The following is a 22085-nucleotide window of genomic DNA, read 5'->3' as shown; positions in this document are numbered from 1 at the left end:
AGCGACATCACCACCGCCGAACACCTCGGCACCCGCGTCGCCCACCACGCCGCCACCTTCCACGCCGGCCGCCGAGCCCTCACCACCACCCACTGAACCGACACACTCCCGCTCACCCCGCGAGCCCGCCGGGACGACAGCCCGCGAACCATGCAAGGAGCGTGAAATGCCCCAGGTGAGCGTGAAGGACAGACTGCTGGAACACGCGGAGGACATCTTCCGGCGCAAGGGCTTCCACGCGGCGAGCGTCCAGGACATCACGAACGCCGCGGGGGCACCCAAAGGCTCCTTCTACAACCACTTCGACAGCAAGCAGCAACTCGCCGCCGAGATCGTCCACCGTTACGCACAAGCCACCGACTTCTCCGCCCTGCACACGGACCGACCCGCGCTGCAACGACTGGGCGGACACCTGACCGGGCAACTGGAGCGCGTCCGGGAGACCGGAGTGCAGTTCGGCTGTCTCCTCGGCACCTTGGCCGGTGACAGCACCATCGCGGGGGAAGAGGTCCGACGGAACGTGCAGGCCGCGCTGAGCACCTGGGCCGACCAGATAAGCCGGACCATCGAAGAGGGTCAGGCAGCGGGTGAGATCACGACGCGCCGTCCGGCCGCGGTGCTCGCCGCCTTCCTCGTCGACGTGCTGGAGGGCGCGCTCCTGCGGGCCAAGCTCCGCGGGGACCATGCGGCCGCGGCGGAGGAGATCGGCATCGCCCTGGACGCGCTGCGGGCGTGACCGGACGCTGCGGCGCGTGGCGCACGTACACCGGTGGGGACCGTCACGGGTCCTGGCCGGGAACGGAGCGGGGTCTGCGTACGCGGACGGTCCGTCGCCCGGCCCCCGCACCATACCGGCACACGTGTTCTCGTGCGCCGGCCCCGAAAAAGACAGGTGCCCTGGTCGTCAAAGCCAGGGGCATCTCCGTAGGCGGGCCGCCCGGGGCGCCGGGCGAAACCCTCGTCCGGCATGCCACTCCGGCATCGCGCGATGCCGAAAGCGGCTTGGACAGCGCGCCGGAGGGTCTGTTCCAATGACACGCACCTCCCCGCTGCGGCGGACGGACTGGCCCCGTCCGGCCGTCGTCCGCCGCACCAGGAGTTGTCGGCACTCGTACGACGACGGCTCCTGTGCTCCGGCCCGACCCCCGCGGGCCGGCTCTGGGACGGCTCACGCGCGGCGTTCCCCCGTACGCCGAAGGTCCGCCGCCACGGCGCACCCCGACGCGTGAGCCGTCCCGTTGGCGGCGCGGCCGGGGACCGCGGCGGACGGCTGCGCGACCACCACGGTGCCGGCGGCGGCGCAGGCGGCCACGGCGGCCGCGACGAAGGCACGGGTGAGCTTGCGGGGCGTGGAGGCGACTGCCTTTCGGGAGATCCGTGGGTGCCCGGGCCGGGAGGGGTCCGGGTGGCCCCGGCCGTGGCCGGCCGGGACGGGCTGGCCGGAGCCGAGCCGGCTCAGCGGCGCGCCGGTTCGCTGCCGATCGGCAGGCGGTACAGGACGTAGGGCTTGCGCCTGAGGTCCGTGCCGCCGTTGTAGGCGGCCTGCCGGTTGAGCTGGTTGGCGACGACGTACAGGTTGCGGTCGTAGCCGATGGAGAAGGTGTCGGGCCAGACCAGCCGGTCGTCGCGCACCAGCGTGCGGTAGGTGCCGTCGGTGTCGCGGCGCACGATGGCGTTGCGTTCGATGTCGCCCGCGTAGAGGCGGCCGGCACGGTCGGTCTCCAGGCCGTCCGACATGCCCTTGACGCCCAGGTCGCGCACCCGGACCTGCCCCTCGTGCGAGCGGGTGAGGTCCCTGGTGCGCACCGCGTACAGGTTGCGGCTGGAGAGCGGGCAGTAGTAGAGCCACTCACCGTCGGGGCTCAGGGCGATGCCGTCGGAGCCTATGTTGATGGGCGTATCGGAAGAAGCGGCGTCCGGCCGGTTCAGCATGGGCCGGCCCTCGACGGTGGGCACGAAGCCGGGAACGGGCCGGGTGGAGGGGTGGTCGTTCAGGCGCCGCCACGACTCGCCGCTGGCCAGGTGCACGACGATCAGGCCGTTGGGACCGTCGGGGGTGGCGTCGGTGAGGTAGGCGTAGCCGCGCACGAGGTCGAAGCGCACGTCGTTGATGAAGCTGCGCGGACCGGCCACGGAGGGGGGCAGCACGATGGTGCGCACCACCTTGTCCGTGGTCAGGTCGATGGCGACCAGCTTCGGGCCGCCGTGCGGGGCGTCCGCCCACTCGACGCGCCCGGTGTCGACGACCCACAGGCGCTCGGCGGCGTCGATGACGACGCTCTGCACACCGAGAAAGTGACGGCCCGGTTCGGTGGTGTCGGGTTCGTTGGTCTCGCGGTCCGGGTAGGCGACGGCCTCGCCGTCCCGGATCTCGGCCACGGTGAAGGGCACGTCGTCGCCCCAGCGGGGGAAGTTGACGAAAATTCGGCCCGAGCGCGACACCGTCACGCCCGTCGGCATCGCGCCGTCGAAGGTGGCGACGGTCTCCAGCCGCGGCGCGGGTTCGTCGGCGCCCGGCCTCGTCAGGGCCTGGGCCGGCGCGGCGGAACCCACCGCGAGGGCCGCGCCCACGGCGAGCGGCAGGACGAGGACCGTACGCCGGTCCGGGCCTCCGGTGGCTGTCGTGGAGTCAGGGGTACGCATGAGCAGTCGCTCCCGTCTGTTCTGAGTCATGTGCCGGCTCGCGCGGTGCGGCTCGTCCGCCTGTCAGGGCACCACGCGGTTCCGACCCGGCCATCAGTAGAGCCGTCCGGCCACATCGGTGCTTCTGTCGAATGACTCATGCGCTCAGTGGACTGACGGAGGTGGCGCGGCCGGGCACTCACGTCCGTGTCCGACACGTGGACGCGTGTGGCGGTCCCGCCGGGAACCCGGAAGACACTCACCCCGCCGACTGCCGACGAACCTGGGCCAGGGCACCAAGCCCGCTGGAGCGACCCGGCGTTGTCTCGCTCGTGTCGTCGATGGCGCGCCGTCGTGCCAGGCGTGGGCCGGACCCGGGCGAGGGACCGGGCTGTCCCGGTGTCGGCCGGCAGTGGCGCGGGCGGCGCCGGAGGCGTGCGACTCATCCGCGTGAGCGGAGGCGCCGGCACGCCCCGTCGCCCGACTGCCTGCCCCGGGGCGCCGTCCGCCCCGCTGTGCCGTCCGGCGGAGCACCGGGCCCGGAGGGGGCCGCGCGTGCTTCTGTTTCCGGCCCCTCCTGCCCTGGCTACCGTCCGTTTTCCCACGGACGCGGGGAGGGTGAGCAGTGTCCGGCATCGCGCGGCCGTGCGCCGGCCGCACCCGGTGCTGCCGCGGGCGCGCCCGCAATCTGTCACATGACTTACGGATGCGGCAGGCCGCGCTGCCGGACGAGAACCGACGGACGGTGGCGAGCCGCGGCCCGTGTTCCCGTACGGGCCGGGCGCAGCTCGCACCGACGGCTCGGCGGGCTCAGGACGCGCGTATCCCGCTGTCCCGGGCCCTGACGGTCTTCGAGCAACCGGACGCGCTCCCCATGGCGATCCGTACCAAGGGCCGAGCCGCGCGCCTGCGGCCTCGTGCTGCCCGGTGGGCCGGGCCCTGCGGCGGTCTCGCGAACTGACCACCCAGCAACTCAGACCGTGCCCCTGGCGGCGAAGGACCTGACCAACCGGCAGATCGCCGAGCGGCTGCTGCTGTCGGACCGCACGATCGGCTTCCACCCCTACCAGGCGTTCCCGATACTCGGCGTCACCAGTCGCGCCCAACTCCGCGACGCGCTCCCCGGCTGGAAGGTGCCTGACACCGTGGACCCGCGGGGCGGGGCGTGGTCCGGCGCCTGCTCCACCGCGGGGCGCGATGCACGGGTCGCCGCTCCTACCGCCCAGGGCGGTTCATTCCCGTTCCGGTGACGGGCGGCGGGCGGCGCGGTCGGTGGCGCGCAGGCGTCTGGCGACATGCGCGGGCATCAGCGGGGCGTGCTCGCCGAGGGTCTCCAGGAAGGACGAGGTGACCGGATCGGGGCTGGTGCGGGTGTATCCGGTCAGTTGCCGGCGCAGGGGCGGGTCGGGACGCAGGAACGCGCCGGCGAAATGCGGTGGGATGGTGTTGGCGGGCACGAGTGTGGGCCCGAGCCCGGCCGCCGCGTACCCGATGGCCGACGGGGCCTGTTCGGTGCGCACCGCGATGCGGGGCCGGAAGCCGGCGGCGGTGCAGGCCCGTTCGAGGATGTCGGACAGGCCGCTGTCGGGGGTGAAGTGCACCCACTCCCGCTCGGCGAGGTCGGCCAGCCGGACGTCCGGTGCGCGGTCGGAGAGGGCCACGGGGTCGTCGGACCGGGTGACGACCAGGAACTCCTCGGTGCCGATGTGCCGGGCGGTGCCTTCCCAGTCCTCCGGCAGCGGTCCCACGGCGACGTCGGCCTGTCCCGCGGCCATGGCCTGGGCCATCTCGTCGCTGCGGCGGTGTTCGAACAACCGGATGCGCACACCCGGGTGCTTGCGGCGCCACAGCCCCAGCACCGTGGGCAGCACGCCCGAGCTGACCGAGTAGAGCGTGGCCAGGTGCAGCTCACCGGTGGAGACGCCCGCGGCGCGGCGGGCGGAGACGGTGGCCCGGCCGGCCTCGGCCAGCGCGGCCCGGGCGTGGGGCAGCATCGACCGGCCGGCCGGGGTGAGCCGCACGCCGCGCGGCAGCCGCTCCAGCAGCGGTCCGCCGACCTCCCGCTCCAGCGCCTGGAACTGGTGGGAGAGGCCGGGCTGGGTGACGTTGAGGCTTTCGGCGGCCCGGGTGAACGACCCCTCGTCCACGATGGCCACCAGGTATTCGAGCTGCCGCAGAGTTGCCATGCGCTCAGCATATAGAAAGGATGTCAAAGAGTTCTTGGACTTATGGATCGATGCGGGAGCACGATGAACACGTGCCGGGGAGCGGCGGTCCGAAGGGGCCGGAAACCCCGGACGCGCACCCCGTCGCACGTGACGGTCTTCGCGCAGCCCAGGCCTGTATGTCCGAGGAGTCATCATGCCCCCCTCCCTGTCCGAGCCGACCATCACCGTGGGCAACGTCGCCCTGTCGTTCCACCGTGCCGCCGCCGCGGTCACGCGTCGCGTGCTGGAGGCTCACGGGCACCGGGTGAACAGCGTGGAGGCACAGCACGAGCAGCTGTTCCGCCTCCAGGAGGAGGGCGACATCGACGTCCTGGTCTCCGCGTGGCTGCCCTCCAGCCACGACACGTATCTCTCCCGCTACCGGGACCGGGTCCGGGTGCTGACGCCGCACTACCAGCCGTACTGCGTGTGGGCGGTGCCGCCCTACGTGCCCGAGGAGGAGGTGCGGGAGGTCGCCGACCTGCTGCGCCCGGAGGTGGCCGGACGGATGACGAAGGCCGTCGACGGCATCAACCCGGGCGCCGGCATCAGCCGCTTCTCCGCCCGGATGGTCGACGAGTACGGCCTGGACCGGGCCGGTTACACCTTCACTCCCGGCACCGAGTCCGGTTTCGTCTCCCGGGTGGAGCGCGGCGTCGCCGCACGGGAGTGGTTCGTCGTCCCGCTGTGGCGCCCGCAGTACCTCAATCGCCTGTACGGCCTGCGTCCCCTGGAGGAGCCCAAGGGCCTGCTGGGCTCCGTCGACGATGCCAGTCCGGTCATCCGGCTCGACGCGCTGGACCGTCTCCACCCCGGCGCGGTCGCCCGGCTGGACAGCCTCGACCTGGGCAATGATGGTGTCGAGGAGATCGACGCCCTGATCAACGTGGACGGCCTCACCCCGTTGCGGGCCGCCGACCGCTACCTCGCCAAGCACGGCCACTGCCTGGCCCTGTGACCCGCCCGCGCCGCCGCGGCGGCGCCCCGGGCACAACGGCCCACCTTCTCGATCAACCACACGGAAAAGGAGTTCCTCCCATGAGCGCGACCACCATGAAGGCCGTCGGCTACCACAAGAGCCTTCCCGTCGGCGACCCGGAGAGCCTGGTCGACCTCGAACTGCCCGTCCCGGCGCCCGGCCCGCACGACCTGCTGGTGAAGGTCGAGGCCGTGGCGGTCAACCCCGTCGACTACAAGATCCGGCAGAACAGCGACCCGGGCGGCGAGGCGAAGGTGCTCGGCTGGGACGCGGCGGGCACCGTGGTCGCGGTCGGCGAGAAGGTCGACAGGTTCAAGGCGGGCGACGAGGTGTACTACGCCGGTGCCCTGGACCGGGCCGGCGCCAACTCCGAGTACCACACGGTCGACGAGCGCATCGTGGCCCTCAAGCCCGCCTCGCTGTCGTTCACGGAGGCCGCGGCCCTGCCGCTGACCTCGCTGACCGCCTGGGAGGGGCTGTTCGAACACCTCGGCCTGGAGAACGGCGGGCTGAACCAGGACGGCGCCCTGCTGATCACCGCCGCGGCCGGAGGCGTCGGTTCCATCACGGCCCAGCTCGCCCGTGCCCTGACCAGCCTGACCGTCATCGGCACCGCCTCCCGACCGGAGACCGTCGAGTTCGCCGGCCGTATGGGTGTGCAGCACATCGTCGACCACCGCGAGCCCCTGGCCCCCCAGATCACCGCGGTGGCCCCGAACGGCCTGACACACGTGTTCAGCACCACCAACACCGACGGCAACCTCGCCGCCTACGCCGAAACCCTGCGGCCCTTCGGCAAGATCGTCGCCATCGACGACTTCGACTCCCTGCCCATCGGGGTGCTGAAGGCCAAGAGCATCTCGTACCACTGGGAGTTCATGTTCACCCGCTCCATGTTCCAGACACCCGACCAGGACCGGCAGCAGCACATCCTGACCCAGGTCGCCCGTCTGGTGGACGCGGGCATCATCACCACCACCGCCGTGAAGGACCTCGGCAGGATCAACGCGGCCAACCTCCGCGAGGCGCACCGGATCCTGGAGTCCGGCACCGCCATCGGCAAGATCACCCTCACCGGCTTCTGAGCCGCCTGCCACCGAAGGGCCCGGGAACCACCGGCGCCAGGTGACGTCCGGGCGGCTCCGAGCGGCTCTGGACGTGACCGATCCCGAGCCCCTGCCGTCCGGACACCCGCTGGGGCGACAACCGGAGGTCCTGCTCACCCCGCACGTCGGGGCCTTCGCGGACGACTCCGTCGCCTTCCTGGTGTGGCAACCGCACCGGTACGCGCGGTTCAGGCGAAGTTGTTCAAGGGTGCGGCCGGCCCTCCGGTTCACCTGACCACCCACCACGTCATACGACGACCCAGGAGCATTCCATGACCCACCCGGACACCCAGCCCATCGTCCTCGTCGCGCGCATGCGGGCGCTTCCAGGCAAGGAGCGGGAACTGCGGGACGCGCTGCCCGCTCTGGTGACAGCCACCCGGCAGGAGGAGGGTTGCCTCACATACGTACCGCACCAGGGCCTGGACGACCCCGGGCTGCTGGTGATGCACGAGGTGTGGCAGAGCGAGGCGCACCTGCGCGCCCACTCCGGCAGCGACCACCTGCGGCGCTTCGCGGAGCTGGCGGAGACGCTGACGGTGGGGGGCATCGAGATCGAGCGTCTGACCGAACTGGCGGTGTAGACGGCACGTACGGACCGGACACGGGCCCGGAGGCGGGGTTGCCCCGGGGCGGCTGCCCGGGATAGGAGAACACCGCACACCCGCCTTCCCGCCCCTCGCACGAACGGCAGTCGACCATGCTCAGCCTGGATCTGCACCCCGTCTTCCGGAACAACCGGGACATCGAACTCGCCCTGCGGCAGTTCATCTTCAAGGCCCACCGGTCGGGCGAGCCGGTCGCCGAGATCATTCCCGGCAAGGGCACCGGCCGGCTCAAGGACCGGGTCCTCGCCTTCCTCGGGCAGAAGCACATCAGGAGGCTCTACGACCGCGTGGAGGTCGACGGGAACAACACCGGCCGGGTGCTCGTCCACTTCAGGCGGTGACCTGCGCGGAGGGACCGCGCCGGGCACGACGGTCCGGGTCCGGGGACCGGCCGGCGGGACCTCGGCGCACGCCGCCCGTGCGGTCGCCCGGCACGGGCGACGACGTCGGCGTTGAGTCAGCGTCCGGCACCTCGTAAGTCGTTAGACGGATTCCCGGGTCGCCGTCCGCGGCGAAGCTTGGTGCGTCGCAAGGCGCCGCGTCCGCGGCGTCCGCCCCTCGTCCGGTCCACCGGTCCGGCAGGGGGGGGCATCGCACCGTGAAAGGAACAATCATGGCGTTCATCAAGGTCGGCGAGGAGAACTCCACCGACATCGAGCTGTACTACGAGGACCACGGCACCGGTCAGCCGGTCGTCCTGATCCACGGCTTCCCGCTCAGCGGCCACTCCTGGGAGAAGCAGTCGGCCGCCCTGCTGGAGGCCGGCTACCGCGTCATCACCTACGACCGCCGCGGTTTCGGCCAGTCAAGCCAGCCCACCAACGGCTACGACTACGACACCTTCGCCGCCGACCTCCACACCGTCCTGGAAACCCTGGACCTGAACGACGTCGTGCTCGTCGGGTTCTCCATGGGCACCGGCGAGGTCGGTCGTTACCTCGGCACCTACGGCTCCGCCCGCGTCGCCAAGGCGGCCTTCCTCGCCTCCCTGGAGCCGTTCCTGCTCAAGACCGACGACAACCCCGACGGCGCCGCCCCCATCGAGTTCTTCCAGGGCATCTCAGACACCGTCAAGGCCGACCGGTACGCCTACTACACCGCGTTCTACAAGGACTTCTACAACCTGGACGACAACCTCGGCACCCGCATCAGCGAGGAAGCCGTGCGCAACAGCTGGAACGTCGCCACCGCCGGCGGTTCCCACGCCGCCGCCGCCGCGCCGCTGACCTGGTTCACCGACTTCCGCGCCGACATCCCCAAGATCGACGTGCCTGCCCTCATCCTGCACGGCACCGCCGACAACATCCTGCCCATCGACTCCACCGCGCGGCCCTTCCACAAGGCCCTGCCCTCCGCCGACTACGTCGAGGTCGACGGCGCCCCGCACGGCCTGCTGTGGACCCACGCCGACGAGGTCAACAAGGCCCTCCTCGCCTTCCTGGCCAAGTGATCCGCCACCGGGCGTCACCCGCTTCCGCGGGATGACGCCCGGCAGGGGGTGTGCGAATGACAGGGACCCCACACGGGCCCCAGGCTCCCGCTCCCGGAGCCACCCCGTCCTCCTCTCCACGACCGTCCGGCGACCACGCGCCCCCTACGGCCGCCCGGGACCTGCCGGACGACGGGACACGTGAACCCAGCGGTGAGGGAGACTTCCGCGTCTGGCCACTCCCGCCCCGCGACCGCGTCCGCCTCAACCTGAGCCGACCCGACGGGCACGCGGCCTTCGAAGCGGAGGCAGCCGCCGTCCGGCAGTGGCCCGACGCCACCAACGCGCGCCCCGGGAACCGACATCGGCAAGGGCGTGAACAGTGCCATCAGCCGGACAGTCATTCGACCGATGCCCGGCCGAACCGCCGGAGCCACCCTGGCAGCGGCCAGGGCCGGAGGGGACTTCGCCCTGCACGCACCACGACGGTGCGGCGAACGAAAGGAACGCCACGATGTCCAACACGTCCACGACCACGGCACCGATCGGTCTCGTGCTGATCGACACCGTCAACGAGATCTTCTCCGAGCAGGGCAAGGGACATGCCGGCTTCAAGGCGGAGTTCGAGCGGATCGGCACCCTGGGCAACCTCAAGCGCCTGCTGGCCGGCTTCCGTGACAGCGGCTTCCCCGCCTTCTTCTCGCCGATGTCGTACACCGACGAGGAGTACGCGAACTGGAAGTACAAGTCGGGCATCCACCACATGATGTTCGACAACCGTATGTTCGAGGCCGGCAGCTGGGGCGCCGAGTTCCACCCCGACCTCACCCCCGGCCCCGGTGACGTGACCATCGCGCCGCACAAGAACCTCGACGTCTTCGCCACCACCGACCTGGACACACAGCTCAAGCGACGCGGTGTGGAACACGTCGTCGTGGCGGGCATGATCGGCACGATGTGCGTGGAGTCGACGGCGCGCAGCGCCATGGAGCGCGGTTACCGGGTGACCCTCGTCAAGGACGCCACGGCCCCCGAGGGCGGCCCCGAGGCGTACGAGCAGATGGTGCAGCGCTACGCGCTGATCGCCCATGACGTGGTGACCACGGACGAGTTGCTGGCGACGGAGCAGTTCGCGCGTTAGCCCGTGTCAGGCGGCGCACGGCGCTGCCACCATGCGGAGCTGCCACCATGCGGCCCCTCCACCGATGTCCCGCGCGCCCGGCTGTCCCCCGGCGCCCGGGGCGTCGCCGCCGTGCCCGGAAACGGCCGTGGCCCACGTTCGCGATGCGCGGAACACACGTGTGGACCCGGCTCACACCGGGTGGCATGCTCGGCGCATGCCATGCTCATTTCCTGAAATAGGCGATCTTCCCGAAGTTCTCGCCGCTGTCGCGTCACTCCGGCTGGACGACGAACAACTCGCCCGCGCCGCCGGATACGCGAAGCGCGAGGAGGTCGCCGCCGGACAGGTGCTGTTCGACACCGGCGACGAGTCCGCAGGAAAGGGAGGGGCGGCGCCGGGCGCCGCTCAAGAGGGCGACCACAAAGATTCCACATCGCCGGGGGAAGCTGAGGGCGCGGTCGCGGTGTGACGCCCGACCGTGTGAGGTCCGGGCCGCCCGCTCCGTTGCCGCACGCCCGGCAGAGCTTCGCGGCCGGACGACTGCCGACGACGGGCAGGACGTGCGCCGACGAGCGGGAACGGCGAAGACACGCACGTCCGTGCGGTCCCGGTCCGCCCGCCCCCTCCGACCCGACCATCCGCCCCGCCGGACCGCCTTCGGTCCCGCCCGGTCCGCCGCGGCCCCGAACACCGCCGCGGAACCCGGCCGTCGGTCCTTCCCGGAACCGGCGGCAGCCATCCGACAGGAGCAACTCGTGAGCAACGATCCGGGCGGTCAGCCCAAGGTGCTCGGCTGGGACGCCGCGGGCACGGTCGTGGCCGTGGGCGAGGAGGTCGAGCTGTTCGAGGTCGGCGACGAGGTCTTCTACGCCGGCGCCATCGACCGGCCCGGAACCAACGCGCGTTTCCACACCGTGGACGAGCGCATCGTCGGCCGCAAGCCCACGACCCTCTCCTTCGCCGAGGCCGCGGCGCTGCCGCTCACCTCGCTGACCGCCTGGGAGGGCCTGTTCGAGCGCCTCGGCCTGCACGACGGTGCCCTGGAGCAGACCGGGACCCTGCTGGTGACCGCGGCCGCCGGCGGCGTCGGCGCGATGGTGGCCCAGCTTGCGCGCGCCCTCACCAGCCTGACCGTGATCGGCACCGCCTCGCGTCCCGAGAGCGTCGAGTTCGCCCGCCGGATGGGAGCGACCCATGTGGTGGACCACCGCGAGCCGCTGGCCGGGCAGGTCCTCGCCCTCGCCCCCGAGGGCGTGGACCACGTCTTCAGCACCGTCGCCACGGACCGGAACCTGGCCGACTACGCCGAGGTGCTCAAGCCCTTCGGCGGGCTGGTCGCCATCGACGACTTCGGCCCGGTGGAGATCGGTCTGCTGAAGTCCAAGAGCATCTCCTTCCACTGGGAGTTCATGTTCACCCGGTCCCTGCACCGCACACCCGACCAGGCGGTCCAGCACCACATCCTGAACCAGATCGCCCGCCTGGTGGACGCCGGCATCCTCACCACCACGGCCACCACCGACCTCGGCACGGTCAGTGCCGCGCACCTGCGCGAGGCGCACCGCGTCATGGAGTCCGGCAGGGCGATCGGCAAGATCACGCTCACCGGTTTCTGATCACACCGGGCCGGAAGGCCGCGGCGCCCGTCGGCGGGAGGCGCGGTGACGCACTGGCGGCCCACAAGGATTCCACTGCTCCCGCCTACGGTGGAGCGGGACGCGGAATCCGTCGGGTTCCGCCCGCGGACCGGCGCCGCCGGACAGTCCGCCGGCGCCGCGAGGGCCGGCCCCGCGGCCGGGACCAGTGCCGTCCCTCCCACAGAAACGGAGCAGCCCCGATGCTGTCGATCGATGTCTACACCAGCGACTACAAGCCCATCGCCGCCCCCATGCCGGGCTGGGACGCACGGCAGCGGGCCACCTGGCCGGCGAGTACGGCGACGCTGATCCACGGGCGCCGCGAGGCGGTGCTGGTCGACGCGCTCATCACCGAGGAGGAGGCCCGCGACCTCACCGAGTGGATCCGGGCCAAGGACAAGGTCCTCACCACGGTGTACGTCACCCACGGCCACGCGGACCACTTCCTGGGGCTGTCGGTCGTGCTCGACGCCTGGCCCGATGCCGTGGCCGTGGCCCTCCCCGAGGTGGTGCCGTACGCGCAAGAGCAGCTCAGCGGCCCTTACCTGGCGTACTGGGAGTCGCTGTTCCCGGGCCGGCTGCCGGCCCGGCCGGTGGTACCGCAGCCGCTGACCGGGGACGTGATCGGTGTGGACGGGCACGAGGTGCGGCCGGTGCGCGTGGGACAGAGCGACACCGATCCGTCCAGCGTGGTGCACGTACCGGACCTGGACGCCGTCGTGGGCGGTGACGTCGCCTACAACGGCATCCACATGTGGCTGGCGCAGACCGACCGCGCGGCGCGCGCCCGCTGGCTGGAAGCGCTGGACACGGTCGAGGCGCTGCGGCCCGCCACGGTGGTCGCCGGTCACCGGCATCCCGCCGCTCCGGACGACGACGCGGCCGGCGTCCTCGCGGCCTCCCGCCGCTACCTCATCGACTTCGACGACGCCGTCGAGGCCGGTGCGGACGCCGCCGCCGTGATCCGGACGATGACCGCGAAGCACGGCGACCGCGGCAATCCCTACACCCTCTTCGTCTCCGCCACCGCCCAGTACCCGGAACCGGCCGGGACCGGGGACTGAACAGGGCCGCGTGCCAACGGGCTTGACCCACTGAACGGGGCCGGCCGCCAGGGGGTGCGGCTGCTCCCCCTGGCACGGCCGGACCGCGCGGGAGCCCACGCGGTGGAGGGCCCGAGGACCGGCGCCCAGGGTTCGGCAGCACGGCAGACGCGCGGCACGCACACCAGGCGTGCCGGGTCACTGTTTGACAGCTACAAGATGACCGACCATATTTAAGACTGCGGCGCGCACTGTGTGGCGGATCGTCACCGAGGCGACCCGCGCGAAGCCGTCCGAGAAGCGCCGCCGCGGAGGAGCGCGGCCTCCCGCCACCACATGCCTCGTGCCGCCTCGCCGGGCGATTCACGAGCGTGACGCCATGAGGGAGACCACCGTGACACGCCCACGAGGCACACCGGGTGACGACACCGTCCGGTTCTCCGTCCTCGGGCCCGTGCGGGTCTGGCGCGGCCAGGAGGAACTGCTCGTCGGCGCCAAGCAGCAACGGCTGGTCCTCGCCGTACTCCTGGCGCGGGCCGGGCGTCCGGTGTCGATGAGCGAGTTCACCGAGCTGCTCTGGGAGGGCGATCCGCCGGCCAGCGCCACCAACGCGGTGCACCGGTACGTCGGCGCGCTGCGCCGGCTGCTGGAGCCCGGCCTGCCCGCCAGGTCGCCCGGCCGGTGGCTCGCCCGGAAGGCCGGCGGTTACCTGATGCACGTCGACGCCGACTGCCTGGACCTGCTGCGATTCCGCGCCCTGGTGGAGCGGGCCCGCCGCTTCTCGGCGGCCGGCGACCCCGTGGCGGCCGTGGACCTGTTCTGCACGGCACTGAGCCTGTGGCAGGACCGGTGCGCCGCGGATCTGGGTTCGGCGGACGGCGGCCACCCCGTCTTCGTGATGATCGATCACGAGTACGAGTCCGTGGTGCGCGAGGCCGCCGATGCGGCCTCGCGGTGCGACCGGACGGTGGCGATGCTGCTTCCGCTGCGCCAGGCCGTGGAACGCAATCCCCTGGACGAGGCCCTGGTGGCCCACCTGCTCGCAGCGCTGGCCGCCGACGGCAAGAAGGCCGAAGCCGTGAGCCTGTACCTGGAGGTGCGCCGGCGCCTGGCGGACGAGCTGGGCGTCGATCCCGGGCCTGAACTCCAGGCGGCGCACGCCCAGTTGCTGCGCCACCAGCCCGTCGAGCCGAGCGGCGGGGAAACGGGGGACGACGGACAGCGCTGTACGCCCTGCGCCTCCGCTCCCCCGGCTTCGCTGCCCGTGGTCAGGCCCGCGCAACTGCCCGCGGACCTGCCCGGTTTCACCGGGCGCGACGAGGCGCTCCGGCAGGCCGCGACGCTGGCCGCGAGCCGGGACGGCGCCCTGCGGGTGCTGGCGATCGACGGAATGCCCGGCATCGGCAAGACCACCTTGGCCGTGCACTTCGCCCACCGCGTCGCCCGCGACTTCCCCGACGGCCAGCTCTACGCGGATCTGCGGGGTTTCGCGCCCGACGGCGAGCCCGTGGAGCCGGGCGACGTGCTGGCGGGCTTCCTCGACGCCCTGGGCGTGGCCCAGCACCGGGTGCCCGCCTCGCCGGAGATGCGTTCGGCCTTGTACCGCAGTGTTCTGGCGGGCCGGAGAGTGCTCGTGGTCCTGGACAACGCCTGGGACACGAACCAGGTCAGGCCCCTGCTGCCCGGCACTCCGGAGTGCATGGTGGTGGTGACCAGCCGCGGCAGGCTGACCGGGCTCGCATCGGCCCACGGCGCCCGGTTGCTCTCCCTGGACGTGCCGTCGGCCGAGGAGGCCACCGAGAACTTCCTCAAGCGCGTCCGGGGATGCCGCCCCGACCTCGACACAGAGCAGGTCCGGCCGATCGTGGACAGGTGTGGCCGCCTCCCCCTGGCCCTGGCCGTCCTCGCCGCCCGCACCGCGGCCCGGCCCGAGCGCACCCCGGCGCAGATCGAGGCCGAACTGTCGGACGCCGGCGGAAGCCTGGACGGGTTCAGCGACGACAACCTCGACAACGACGTCCGCGCGGTCTTCTCCTGGTCGTACCGCACACTCGGACCCCGTGCCGCGCGGCTGTTCCGGCTGCTGCCGCTGCACCCGGGCCCGGACGCCACCGTGACCGCCCTCGCGAGCCTCGCCGGCACACCTCCCGGGGAGACCGCCGCGGCCGTCGGCGAACTGGTGCGCGCCCGTCTGCTGACCGTGCGGCAGCGGGACCGGTACCAGGCCCACGCTCTGGTGCTCCGCTACGCGTCCGAGCTGTCCGGCCTGTCCGGCCTGTCCGGAACGGAACGCGCGGCCGCCCTGTCCCGGCTGCACGCCCACTACCGCAGGACGGCACAGGCCGCCAACCTGCTGCTGCGGCCCCGGAACCGGCAGGCCGGCCCGCCTCCCCCGCCGTACGACGGGGTCTTCCCGACCCCGCTCCCGGACGCGTCCGCCGCGCTGGACTGGCTCGCTGCCGAGCGGTCCGTACTGCGGGCGGTGGCCGAGAGCGCGGCGGCGCACGGGGACGTACGGACGGCCAGGGGACTGGCCGTGTCCTTGCAACTGTTCCAGCAACGCCTCGGCTGGTGACACGACCGGTCCGTGGACGCGCGTCTCGACGGGGGCGGGACCGTCGGTGCGTGCGGGTACGGTCGGGACGGCGGCCCAGCTCGTCCTGGTCCACCACGGCGCGGGCCTCGACTGGTGCCTGCACGCCGTCGGTTCCGTCAGCCGCCGGGCGGCCAGGTCCCCGCACCGACAGGAACCGAGTACGGCCGCCGCCCCGAACGCCTGACCCGCACCCCGTCCGCCGCACGGACGGCGGTGCGGGCGACACACCAGCGCGCGCCCCGCACAAGTGGTCACCGCGCGACGACGTCCGCCCCGCGCCGTAAGAATTCCGCCGGTAAAGCCGTGGAGGACAACACCGGATGAACGAGCGGGAACGGCAGGCTGCGCACGGGCCCGACTCCGCGGTGTGGTGCCCCGTCCTCACCACACGGGTGCGCCGGCTGTTCACGGCGTCGGGAGCCACCTGGCACCGGTGCCGGTTCCGCTACCCCGTGGACGAGCCGCTCGCCGTGGGAAGCCGAAGGGCCTCAGTGCCTGTACTTCAGCTTCGAACGCCCGGTTGTGGACCGGGACTTGGTCGAGCTGAGGCCGCGATGCCACACCGGCCCCGCACCCTGGTGTCGGCCACATGTGAACCCGGGTTACGCTGACCACCGGAGTGCTCGCCCGGCCGTCGTACCGGCTCATTGCCGATGTGAATCCGACGGCGGCCACGACAGCCCGTGCCACTCCCCCACCCGCGCGGCCGGCCCGCGAACCACCCCCGCCTCCCCATGCCCGGCGACCGGCACACGCGTGCGAAACCCCGCGTCGGTCCGTCCCGACCGCATGTCCCGACGAACGACAGGAGCCCCAGGTGTCGACTTCCGCCCCTGAACCGTTTCCGGGCGGCCCCCAGCACCTCACCACACGCGACGGGAGGCGCACGGTGACGTGGGCCGCCCTGGAAGCCGACCACGGCGACGTCAGCGAGATGCACGCCCGCACGAGCCGGCAGTCGCGCTACGACCGCTACCAGAGCGCGCGCTCCGGCCTGACCCCCGCCGACTGGTCCTCACTCGTGCGACCCGACCGCGGGCAGAGCTGGGTGACCCGGCCCAGTGCCGACCCCGGCACGGTCGTGGCCGTATCCCATCTGATGCACACCTCGACGGCCGGTGTGGGGGAACTGGGACTGCTGGTGGAGGACGCCTGGCAGAACGCCGGCCTGGGTTCCTGCCTGGTACGGCACGCACTGGCCCGCGCCGACTGCCTCGGCCTGCGGGCGGTGACCGTGATGACCGACCGGTCGAACCGCCGGATGCTGGCCATCTGCCGCGCGCTCGGCTTCCGTACGTTCGACGCGGACGGCGAGGTCGTCGAATTGATCCTGCCGGTCGGGGACGGAGTCTCACCGCATGCCCGCGGCCTCTGCCGTCCCGGAGCGGCGACGGGGCGTCCGCCACGCGCGCGTCACGGTCAAGAAGGCGACCACAAAGAATCCACAAGGGTCGGCCACCCTGAGACCGCGTGGCCGGCGCGCTGAGCGCAGGCCGTGGAAGACGTGACCGGAACAGACCCGTCAGGACACCGCATGGCAGCCCTCCCCGTCTCGCATCCATGCCCGGCCGTACGGGAGTCGACGCCCGCCGCCCGGCAGGTCCTCCTGGGCTCGCGCAGCCCACGCCGAGCGGACCGTGAGACGTTCCGTGCGGGTGCCGGGACGTCGGTAGCGGTGGTGCGCGCGGCGAGGTGCTCATGACGGTCAACCCCGATGACCGGCCGGCCACGGACGTGGACCCGCGGTGGCTGCGCGCGTTCCTGGCCGTGGCGGAGGAGCGCCACTTCGGGCGGGCCGCGGCGCGTCTGTCCATGGGGCAGCCGTCGCTGAGCCGGCACGTGCAGCAACTCGAACGGGTACTGGGGATCAAGCTGTTCGACCGCGCCTCGCACGGCGTGACGCTGACCGAGGCCGGGCGTCTGATCCGCCCGAAGGCGGAGGACGTGCTCGCGCAGAACGCCCGTCTGTGGTCCACCGCCCAGGCCTACGTGAGCGCGTCGCGGTCGGCCATGACGGTCGCCGCCCCGCTCCCGGGCCCGGCGGGCGGCCTGCTCGCCGAGGCGATCCGCAGGTTCCGGGCCGGCAGCGGGCACGCGCAGATCGCCGTGCTGGACCTCGCCGACGGGGAACAGGCCGGGGCCCTGGCGCAGCACCGGGTGGACGCCGTACTGACCTGGGGGCAGCTGCCACTGACCGGCCTGGCCGGTGAGGCGCTGATCGAGGAACCGGTGACCGGTGTGGTGGGTGTACGGCACCCGCTGGCGTCCGCGCCGCAACTGCCGTGGTCAGCGCTGGCCGAGGACTCGCTGCTCTTCCCGGTGCGGGAGCGGCAGCACTGCTGGTCCGTGCTGCGGGCGAGTGCCGAGCGCGCGGGCACCGTGCTCGACCCGGTACCGACCGCGCCGGCCGCCGTCCTCGACCTCGTGGCCGGCGGGCTGGGCTGCTCGGCGGTCCCGGCGTCCCAGAGTCTGGGCGCCTCACCGGAACTGGCCTTCGTGCGGCTGCCGGAACTGTCGGTCACGATGAGCGTCGTATGGCGCCAGGCCGACCCTTCACCGGCTGTGTCCGCGTTCGTCGCCGCCTGCCGGGCCGCCGCCGCCATCCTGACCCGGACCCGCCCGGACATCTGGACGGCGGCCCGCCCCGCCGCGGAGCGAGCCGGTACGACCTGACCCACCCGGGCCGGGCGACGAGTGGCCGAGCCGGGATAGCACGCAGCGCTCAGTCAGCAGGCACCAGTGGCCTTGCCGCACACGCGCACGACGCCGATCCTGCGGGCAGTGCCCTCGTCCTTCTGTGTGCGAGGCGGTGTCCTTCGTGTGCGGGGCTGTCGCGATCCGCCCGGACGTCCGGCCCATGCACGTCAGCGACACCCGGTCCGCCCGGTGTGCGTTCCGTCCGCGTGCTCAGCTGGACGGCGTGCTCGGAAGCGTCATCGGGAACGAGTCGTCGGGAACACCCCGTAGAGGCCCGCCAGCGTCTGGAGTATCGCCAGGACAGCCCGGTGGATGCGGACGCGGTGGACGTCGGTCTCCGGGTCGGTGGCGAGAAGCGTGGGCGGCACCGGCGGGGCGGACGCCTGTGGCACGTGGGACCGGAGATGGGATGGGTCCTCTCCGGCGGGGTGGTCGGTGGTACCGGCCAGAGGTGAGGACTCCGCGGGCGCGGCGCCGTCGTGCGCCGGCTCCCGGACCGTGGCCGGTCTCCGTCGCTGGTGCTCACCCGTGACCGCAAGCAGTACGCGGTCAGCCACCGGGGCCGGGTCGAGTGGCGGGACGTCCGTCCCCGCGCCCCGCTGGACGCCACACCCGCGCGGCGTCCACCCACTTCCCCACCATGCCACTGGGCGCCGGCCTGATGGACGTCCTCGGCGACACCCCGGCCACAGGGCGTCCGGTCCGGTCTCCGGCCGGCGCGGTGCGCCCGTGTCAAGACATGTGCCACAAAGATTCCACTGGGGGCGGCCATGCTGGTCGGGCAAGGGTGAATTCCCGGCGCGTCCGGCAGCCGACACTACGTCGGCGTGCGGCCGGGGACCGCTGGAAGCAGCGCCCGCCCCAGATCCGCTCAGGCCCGCGAGGGAGAAACCATGGCCACAGTGACGCACCAGACCGCGCCCACACAGTTCGTCGAGGCGGACGGCGTCCGCTACGCCTACCGTCGGCTGGGCCCCTCGGGGACCGTGCCGCTGGTGATGCTCCAGCACTTCACCGGCAACCTCGACAACTGGGACCCCGCGCTGGTGGACGCGGTGGCCGCCGAACGCGAGGTCATCCTGGTGGACTATCCCGGAGTGGGCTCCTCCACCGGGACCCCGGCGACCACGGTGGCCGTGATGGCCCAGCAGATGATCGCCTTCACGGTGGCCCTCGGCCTGGAGCGGATCGACCTGCTCGGCTTCTCCCTGGGCGGTTTCGTCGCCCAGGACATGGCTCTGGTCAGGCCGCGCCTGATCCGCCGCCTGGTGCTGGCCGGCACCGGGCCGAAGGGAGCGCCGGGGATGCACGGCTGGCGGAAGGACATCGAGACGCACGCCCGCGCCGAGGTACCCACCGGCGAGGACCTCCTCTACATCTTCTTCGCGCACACCGACACCAGCCAGGCCAAGGGCATGGAGTTCCTCGGGCGGTTCATGGCACGCACCGAGGACCGGGACGTGCCCAGCAGCCTCGCCTCCCGCGACGCCCAGTACGACGCCGTACTGGAGTGGGGCATCCCCGACCACGCGGCGCTCCAGCGGCTCACCGGCATCCAGTGCCCCACCCTCATCGTGCAGGGCGACGACGACCTGATGATCCCGACCAAGGCGAGCCACCTGATGGCGGGACTGATACCCGACGCGCGCATCCGCATCTACCCCGACGCCGCCCACGCGTCGCTGTTCCAGTACCCGGCCGAAGCAGCCAAGGACGTCAACGAGTTCCTCGCCTGACGCCCGTCACCCCGCCACCCCGCCAGCCCAGGAGAAGCACCGTGTCCGACCTGCTGAACACCATCCTCGACGCCCACGGCGGCCGCGCCCGCTGGGAAGCGGCGCACCGGATCACCGCCCGCCAGTTCTTCGGCGGCGCACTGTGGGAGATGAAGGGCCACCCCGGCGCCCTCAACGACGTCGAGGTGACCGTCGATCTGCGACGCGAGTTCGTGTCGCAGAAGCCGTTCTTCGACGCCGGCCACCACACCTCCTTCTCGGCCGACCGGGTCGCGGTGGAGGACTCGGACGGCACGGTGGTGGAGGAACTCCACGACCCGCGCGCCTCGTTCGCCGGCCACGACCTGATGACGCCGTGGACCAGGCTCCAGCTCGCCTACTTCTCCGGCAGCACCATGTGGACCTACCTGGCCGAACCGCTCTCCCTGACGTTCCCGGGGGTGCGCACCGAGGAGATCGGTGCGTGGACCGAGGACGGCGAGAAGTTCCGCCGCCTGCACGTGGTCTTCCCCGACAGCATCGCCACCCTCAGCACCGAGCAGACCCTGTACGTGGACTCCTCGGGCCTGATCCGGCGGCGCGACTACAGCGTCGAGATCGCCGGCAACACCCCCGCCGCGCACTACGTCTCCGGACACCAGGAGGTGTCGGGGCTGGTCATCCCCACCACCCGGATGATCTACAGCCGGGACGAGAACGGCCACAAGGTGCCCGAGCCGCTCGTCGTCTCGGTTCGCCTGGAGGACGTCGCCGTCTCCTGAGCCCGGAGAACGCCGGGGCGACCCCGGTGCGCAGACGGGACACGCGCACGCCGCACGGCGCGCCGCGGACCACCCGGAAGGCGGGTGGCAGGAACGAGAAAGGCAGCCAACCATGAGCACCATCACAGCGGCGTCCTCCGGGTCGTTCACCATCGGTGGCGAACTGAAGGTCAACCGCCTCGGCTACGGGACCATGCAGCTGACGGGTCCCGGAGTCTGGGGACCCTTCCCCGACCAGGATGCGGGCGTGCGCCTGCTGCGCCGGGCCGTGGAACTGGGCGTCACCCTCTTCGACACGGCCGACTCCTACGGACCGGGGACGGCCGAGGAGTTGCTGCGCAAGGCGCTGCACCCGTACCCGGAGGACGTCGTCATCGCGACCAAGGCCGGTCTGACCCGGTTCGGTCCGGGACAGTGGGGGTCCGACGGGCGGCCCGACTACCTGCGCAGGCAGGCGGAGTCCAGCCTGCGCAGGCTCGGTCTGGAGCGCATTCCGCTCTTCCAGCTCCACCGCATCGACCCGACCGTGCCCTTCGAGGACCAGATGGGTGTGCTGAAGGAACTGCGGGACGAGGGGAAGGTCGCGCACGTCGGGCTCTCCGAGGTGGGAGTCGAGGAACTGGAGCGGGCGCGCGCCATCGTGCCCATCGCCTCGGTGCAGAACCTGTACAACGTGGCCCAGCGCGACTCCGAGGACGTGCTGCGGTACGCCGAGGCGCACGACATCGCCTTCCTGCCCTGGTTCCCGCTGGCCACCGGCCGGCTCGCGCGCCCGGGCGGCCCGCTGGCCCGCATCGCGAGCCACCTGAACGCCTCACCGTCGCAGGCGGCGCTGGCCTGGCTGCTGCGGCGCTCGCCGGTCGTGCTGCCGATCCCGGGCACGTCGTCGGTGGCGCACCTGGAGGACAACGTGGCGGCGGCGGCGCTGAACCTGTCGCAGGACGACTTCGAGGCTCTCAGCGATCCGTTCTCCTGACGGTCCGGGGCCACGGACGGAACGGCGCCGGGAAGCGGGGCGGGCGGGTCCGACGGCGCGATGCCGCCGCCGTGGCGCGGTCGCCGCGCCCGCCCCCTCCTCGGTGGCCGGCAACCACTCACGCAGGTGGCACGTCTCGTCGACGTCGCCGTGATCGCCACCACCGCCACCCGGGACCTCGGCACAGGTTTCCGACCTACGCCCTTCCGGCCTCCGCACGGACCTCCGCACGGCCTCCGGCACGTCGGCGGCCGTTGGTCCTCCCCGCACCGTCCCGCACCGTCCCGCGCAGTCGCGCACCGTCCCGTACGGGCGTCCCCCGGCCTGTGGTCCGGGAGCCGTCACCGGACGCCGACCGGCCTTGACAAGTTCAAGACGACCGGCCATATTCAACTCTCGTCACCCTAGGGCCGAAGCCCGGACCTGCGAGTCCGCCGCACGGTTCCACGAATCAGGAGCAAGCAAGATGTCCGAGCTGTCCTCGAACCGCCCCTCCGTCGCCGTCGCCTACCACTCCGGCTACGGACACACCGCCGTCCTCGCCGAAGCCGTCCACCGCGGAGCC

The 22085-nt window shown here is 72.3% G+C and carries 21 protein-coding genes and 2 pseudogenes; 21 read left to right on the top strand and 2 right to left on the bottom strand.

Features of this window, described 5'->3' with window-relative positions; genetic code table 11:
• Nucleotides 1-166: 166 nt before the first annotated feature.
• Entirely contained in the window at nucleotides 167-736 is a 570-nt protein-coding gene (locus OO52_RS43780) for a TetR/AcrR family transcriptional regulator (RefSeq protein WP_030658427.1), read from the top strand.
• 719 nt (nucleotides 737-1455) lie between these two features.
• Here OO52_RS43780 and OO52_RS43775 read toward each other — a convergent pair.
• Nucleotides 1456-2643 (bottom strand): L-dopachrome tautomerase-related protein, encoded by a 1188-nt coding sequence (locus tag OO52_RS43775; RefSeq protein WP_078877551.1) that lies wholly within the window; start codon nucleotides 2641-2643, stop codon nucleotides 1456-1458.
• 959 nt (nucleotides 2644-3602) lie between these two features.
• On the opposite strand from OO52_RS43775, the gene OO52_RS43770 reads away from it, so the two are divergent.
• Entirely contained in the window at nucleotides 3603-3872 is a 270-nt protein-coding gene (locus OO52_RS43770) for a helix-turn-helix domain-containing protein (protein WP_030658430.1), read from the top strand.
• Here the strand turns inward: OO52_RS43770 and OO52_RS43765 are convergent.
• Nucleotides 3855-4808: a LysR family transcriptional regulator gene (locus tag OO52_RS43765; protein ID WP_051819091.1), complete on the bottom strand. Its 954-nt coding sequence runs from the start codon at nucleotides 4806-4808 to the stop codon at nucleotides 3855-3857. The two genes, OO52_RS43770 and OO52_RS43765, sit on opposite strands and share 18 nt — an antisense overlap.
• Before the next feature lie 175 nt (nucleotides 4809-4983).
• Between OO52_RS43765 and OO52_RS43760 the strand changes: the two genes are divergently transcribed.
• The 19 genes and pseudogenes from OO52_RS43760 to OO52_RS53695 all read left to right on the top strand — a co-directional run.
• Nucleotides 4984-5787 carry a glycine betaine ABC transporter substrate-binding protein gene (locus OO52_RS43760; RefSeq protein WP_030658436.1) on the top strand — a complete coding sequence of 268 codons (804 nt, stop codon included), beginning with the start codon at nucleotides 4984-4986 and terminating at the stop codon, nucleotides 5785-5787.
• An 80-nt stretch (nucleotides 5788-5867) separates the two neighbouring features.
• A complete protein-coding gene (locus OO52_RS43755; RefSeq protein ID WP_030658437.1) occupies nucleotides 5868-6893 on the top strand; it encodes a zinc-binding alcohol dehydrogenase family protein in 1026 nt (341 codons plus the stop codon).
• Between the two features lie 37 nt (nucleotides 6894-6930).
• A pseudogene (locus OO52_RS49030) lies at nucleotides 6931-7149 on the top strand (NAD(P)-dependent oxidoreductase); the annotation flags it as partial.
• A 37-nt stretch (nucleotides 7150-7186) separates the two neighbouring features.
• Entirely contained in the window at nucleotides 7187-7498 is a 312-nt protein-coding gene (locus tag OO52_RS43750; protein WP_030658438.1) for a putative quinol monooxygenase, read from the top strand.
• Between the two features lie 116 nt (nucleotides 7499-7614).
• Nucleotides 7615-7863: a Smr/MutS family protein gene (locus OO52_RS43745; RefSeq protein WP_030658439.1), complete on the top strand. Its 249-nt coding sequence runs from the start codon at nucleotides 7615-7617 to the stop codon at nucleotides 7861-7863.
• Between the two features lie 272 nt (nucleotides 7864-8135).
• Nucleotides 8136-8972: an alpha/beta fold hydrolase gene (locus OO52_RS43740; protein ID WP_030658440.1), complete on the top strand. Its 837-nt coding sequence runs from the start codon at nucleotides 8136-8138 to the stop codon at nucleotides 8970-8972.
• A 56-nt stretch (nucleotides 8973-9028) separates the two neighbouring features.
• Nucleotides 9029-9511, top strand: a complete 483-nt coding sequence (locus tag OO52_RS50505) for an SsgA family sporulation/cell division regulator (protein ID WP_106972176.1) — start codon at nucleotides 9029-9031, stop codon at nucleotides 9509-9511.
• Nucleotides 9466-10092, top strand: a complete 627-nt coding sequence (locus OO52_RS43735) for a cysteine hydrolase family protein (protein ID WP_030658441.1) — start codon at nucleotides 9466-9468, stop codon at nucleotides 10090-10092. Before OO52_RS50505 ends, OO52_RS43735 begins: the two co-directional genes overlap by 46 nt.
• A gap of 196 nt (nucleotides 10093-10288) precedes the next feature.
• The gene (locus tag OO52_RS51255; protein WP_158712649.1) at nucleotides 10289-10543 is read left to right on the top strand and encodes a hypothetical protein; all 255 of its coding nucleotides are present in this window, start codon (nucleotides 10289-10291) and stop codon (nucleotides 10541-10543) included.
• A 286-nt stretch (nucleotides 10544-10829) separates the two neighbouring features.
• The gene (locus OO52_RS43730; RefSeq protein ID WP_234338027.1) at nucleotides 10830-11690 is read left to right on the top strand and encodes a zinc-binding alcohol dehydrogenase family protein; all 861 of its coding nucleotides are present in this window, start codon (nucleotides 10830-10832) and stop codon (nucleotides 11688-11690) included.
• A 221-nt stretch (nucleotides 11691-11911) separates the two neighbouring features.
• A complete protein-coding gene (locus tag OO52_RS43725) occupies nucleotides 11912-12775 on the top strand; it encodes an MBL fold metallo-hydrolase (protein WP_030940741.1) in 864 nt (287 codons plus the stop codon).
• Nucleotides 12776-13148: 373 nt separating this feature from the next.
• Nucleotides 13149-15329, top strand: coding sequence for an AfsR/SARP family transcriptional regulator (locus OO52_RS43720; protein WP_030658444.1), 2181 nt, complete (start codon nucleotides 13149-13151; stop codon nucleotides 15327-15329).
• 46 nt (nucleotides 15330-15375) lie between these two features.
• Nucleotides 15376-15534 carry a hypothetical protein gene (locus tag OO52_RS51250; RefSeq protein WP_158712648.1) on the top strand — a complete coding sequence of 53 codons (159 nt, stop codon included), beginning with the start codon at nucleotides 15376-15378 and terminating at the stop codon, nucleotides 15532-15534.
• Between the two features lie 705 nt (nucleotides 15535-16239).
• Nucleotides 16240-16836, top strand: a complete 597-nt coding sequence (locus tag OO52_RS43715; RefSeq protein ID WP_051819094.1) for a GNAT family N-acetyltransferase — start codon at nucleotides 16240-16242, stop codon at nucleotides 16834-16836.
• 212 nt (nucleotides 16837-17048) lie between these two features.
• Nucleotides 17049-18023, top strand: coding sequence for a LysR family transcriptional regulator (locus OO52_RS43710; RefSeq protein ID WP_030658446.1), 975 nt, complete (start codon nucleotides 17049-17051; stop codon nucleotides 18021-18023).
• A gap of 917 nt (nucleotides 18024-18940) precedes the next feature.
• Nucleotides 18941-19783: an alpha/beta fold hydrolase gene (locus tag OO52_RS43700; protein ID WP_030658448.1), complete on the top strand. Its 843-nt coding sequence runs from the start codon at nucleotides 18941-18943 to the stop codon at nucleotides 19781-19783.
• Nucleotides 19784-19824: 41 nt separating this feature from the next.
• Nucleotides 19825-20544, top strand: coding sequence for a hypothetical protein (locus OO52_RS43695; protein ID WP_030658449.1), 720 nt, complete (start codon nucleotides 19825-19827; stop codon nucleotides 20542-20544).
• A 112-nt stretch (nucleotides 20545-20656) separates the two neighbouring features.
• Nucleotides 20657-21520: an aldo/keto reductase gene (locus OO52_RS43690; protein ID WP_030658451.1), complete on the top strand. Its 864-nt coding sequence runs from the start codon at nucleotides 20657-20659 to the stop codon at nucleotides 21518-21520.
• A 466-nt stretch (nucleotides 21521-21986) separates the two neighbouring features.
• Nucleotides 21987-22085 (top strand): annotated as a pseudogene (locus OO52_RS53695) (NADPH-dependent FMN reductase); the annotation flags it as partial.

Origin of the sequence: Streptomyces flaveolus, from assembly GCF_000716535.1 — a bacterium.
GTDB classification, from domain to species: domain Bacteria; phylum Actinomycetota; class Actinomycetes; order Streptomycetales; family Streptomycetaceae; genus Streptomyces; species Streptomyces flaveolus_A.
Note: the sequence above shows the minus strand (reverse complement) of the source record. Positions and strands in the feature narration are given on the sequence as shown.

What these genes read in the sequence shown, in the direction of transcription:
- OO52_RS43780 (WP_030658427.1), top strand. Translation starts at nt 167, where the DNA reads ATGCCCCAGGTGAGCGTGAAGGACAGACTGCTGGAACACGCGGAGGAC.
- OO52_RS43775 (WP_078877551.1), bottom strand. Translation starts at nt 2,643, where the DNA reads ATGCGTACCCCTGACTCCACGACAGCCACCGGAGGCCCGGACCGGCGT.
- OO52_RS43765 (WP_051819091.1), bottom strand. Translation starts at nt 4,808, where the DNA reads ATGGCAACTCTGCGGCAGCTCGAATACCTGGTGGCCATCGTGGACGAG.
- OO52_RS43760 (WP_030658436.1), top strand. Translation starts at nt 4,984, where the DNA reads ATGCCCCCCTCCCTGTCCGAGCCGACCATCACCGTGGGCAACGTCGCC.
- OO52_RS43755 (WP_030658437.1), top strand. Translation starts at nt 5,868, where the DNA reads ATGAGCGCGACCACCATGAAGGCCGTCGGCTACCACAAGAGCCTTCCC.
- OO52_RS43750 (WP_030658438.1), top strand. Translation starts at nt 7,187, where the DNA reads ATGACCCACCCGGACACCCAGCCCATCGTCCTCGTCGCGCGCATGCGG.
- OO52_RS43745 (WP_030658439.1), top strand. Translation starts at nt 7,615, where the DNA reads ATGCTCAGCCTGGATCTGCACCCCGTCTTCCGGAACAACCGGGACATC.
- OO52_RS43740 (WP_030658440.1), top strand. Translation starts at nt 8,136, where the DNA reads ATGGCGTTCATCAAGGTCGGCGAGGAGAACTCCACCGACATCGAGCTG.
- OO52_RS50505 (WP_106972176.1), top strand. Translation starts at nt 9,029, where the DNA reads ATGACAGGGACCCCACACGGGCCCCAGGCTCCCGCTCCCGGAGCCACC.
- OO52_RS43735 (WP_030658441.1), top strand. Translation starts at nt 9,466, where the DNA reads ATGTCCAACACGTCCACGACCACGGCACCGATCGGTCTCGTGCTGATC.
- OO52_RS51255 (WP_158712649.1), top strand. Translation starts at nt 10,289, where the DNA reads ATGCCATGCTCATTTCCTGAAATAGGCGATCTTCCCGAAGTTCTCGCC.
- OO52_RS43725 (WP_030940741.1), top strand. Translation starts at nt 11,912, where the DNA reads ATGCTGTCGATCGATGTCTACACCAGCGACTACAAGCCCATCGCCGCC.
- OO52_RS43710 (WP_030658446.1), top strand. Translation starts at nt 17,049, where the DNA reads ATGACGGTCAACCCCGATGACCGGCCGGCCACGGACGTGGACCCGCGG.
- OO52_RS43700 (WP_030658448.1), top strand. Translation starts at nt 18,941, where the DNA reads ATGGCCACAGTGACGCACCAGACCGCGCCCACACAGTTCGTCGAGGCG.
- OO52_RS43690 (WP_030658451.1), top strand. Translation starts at nt 20,657, where the DNA reads ATGAGCACCATCACAGCGGCGTCCTCCGGGTCGTTCACCATCGGTGGC.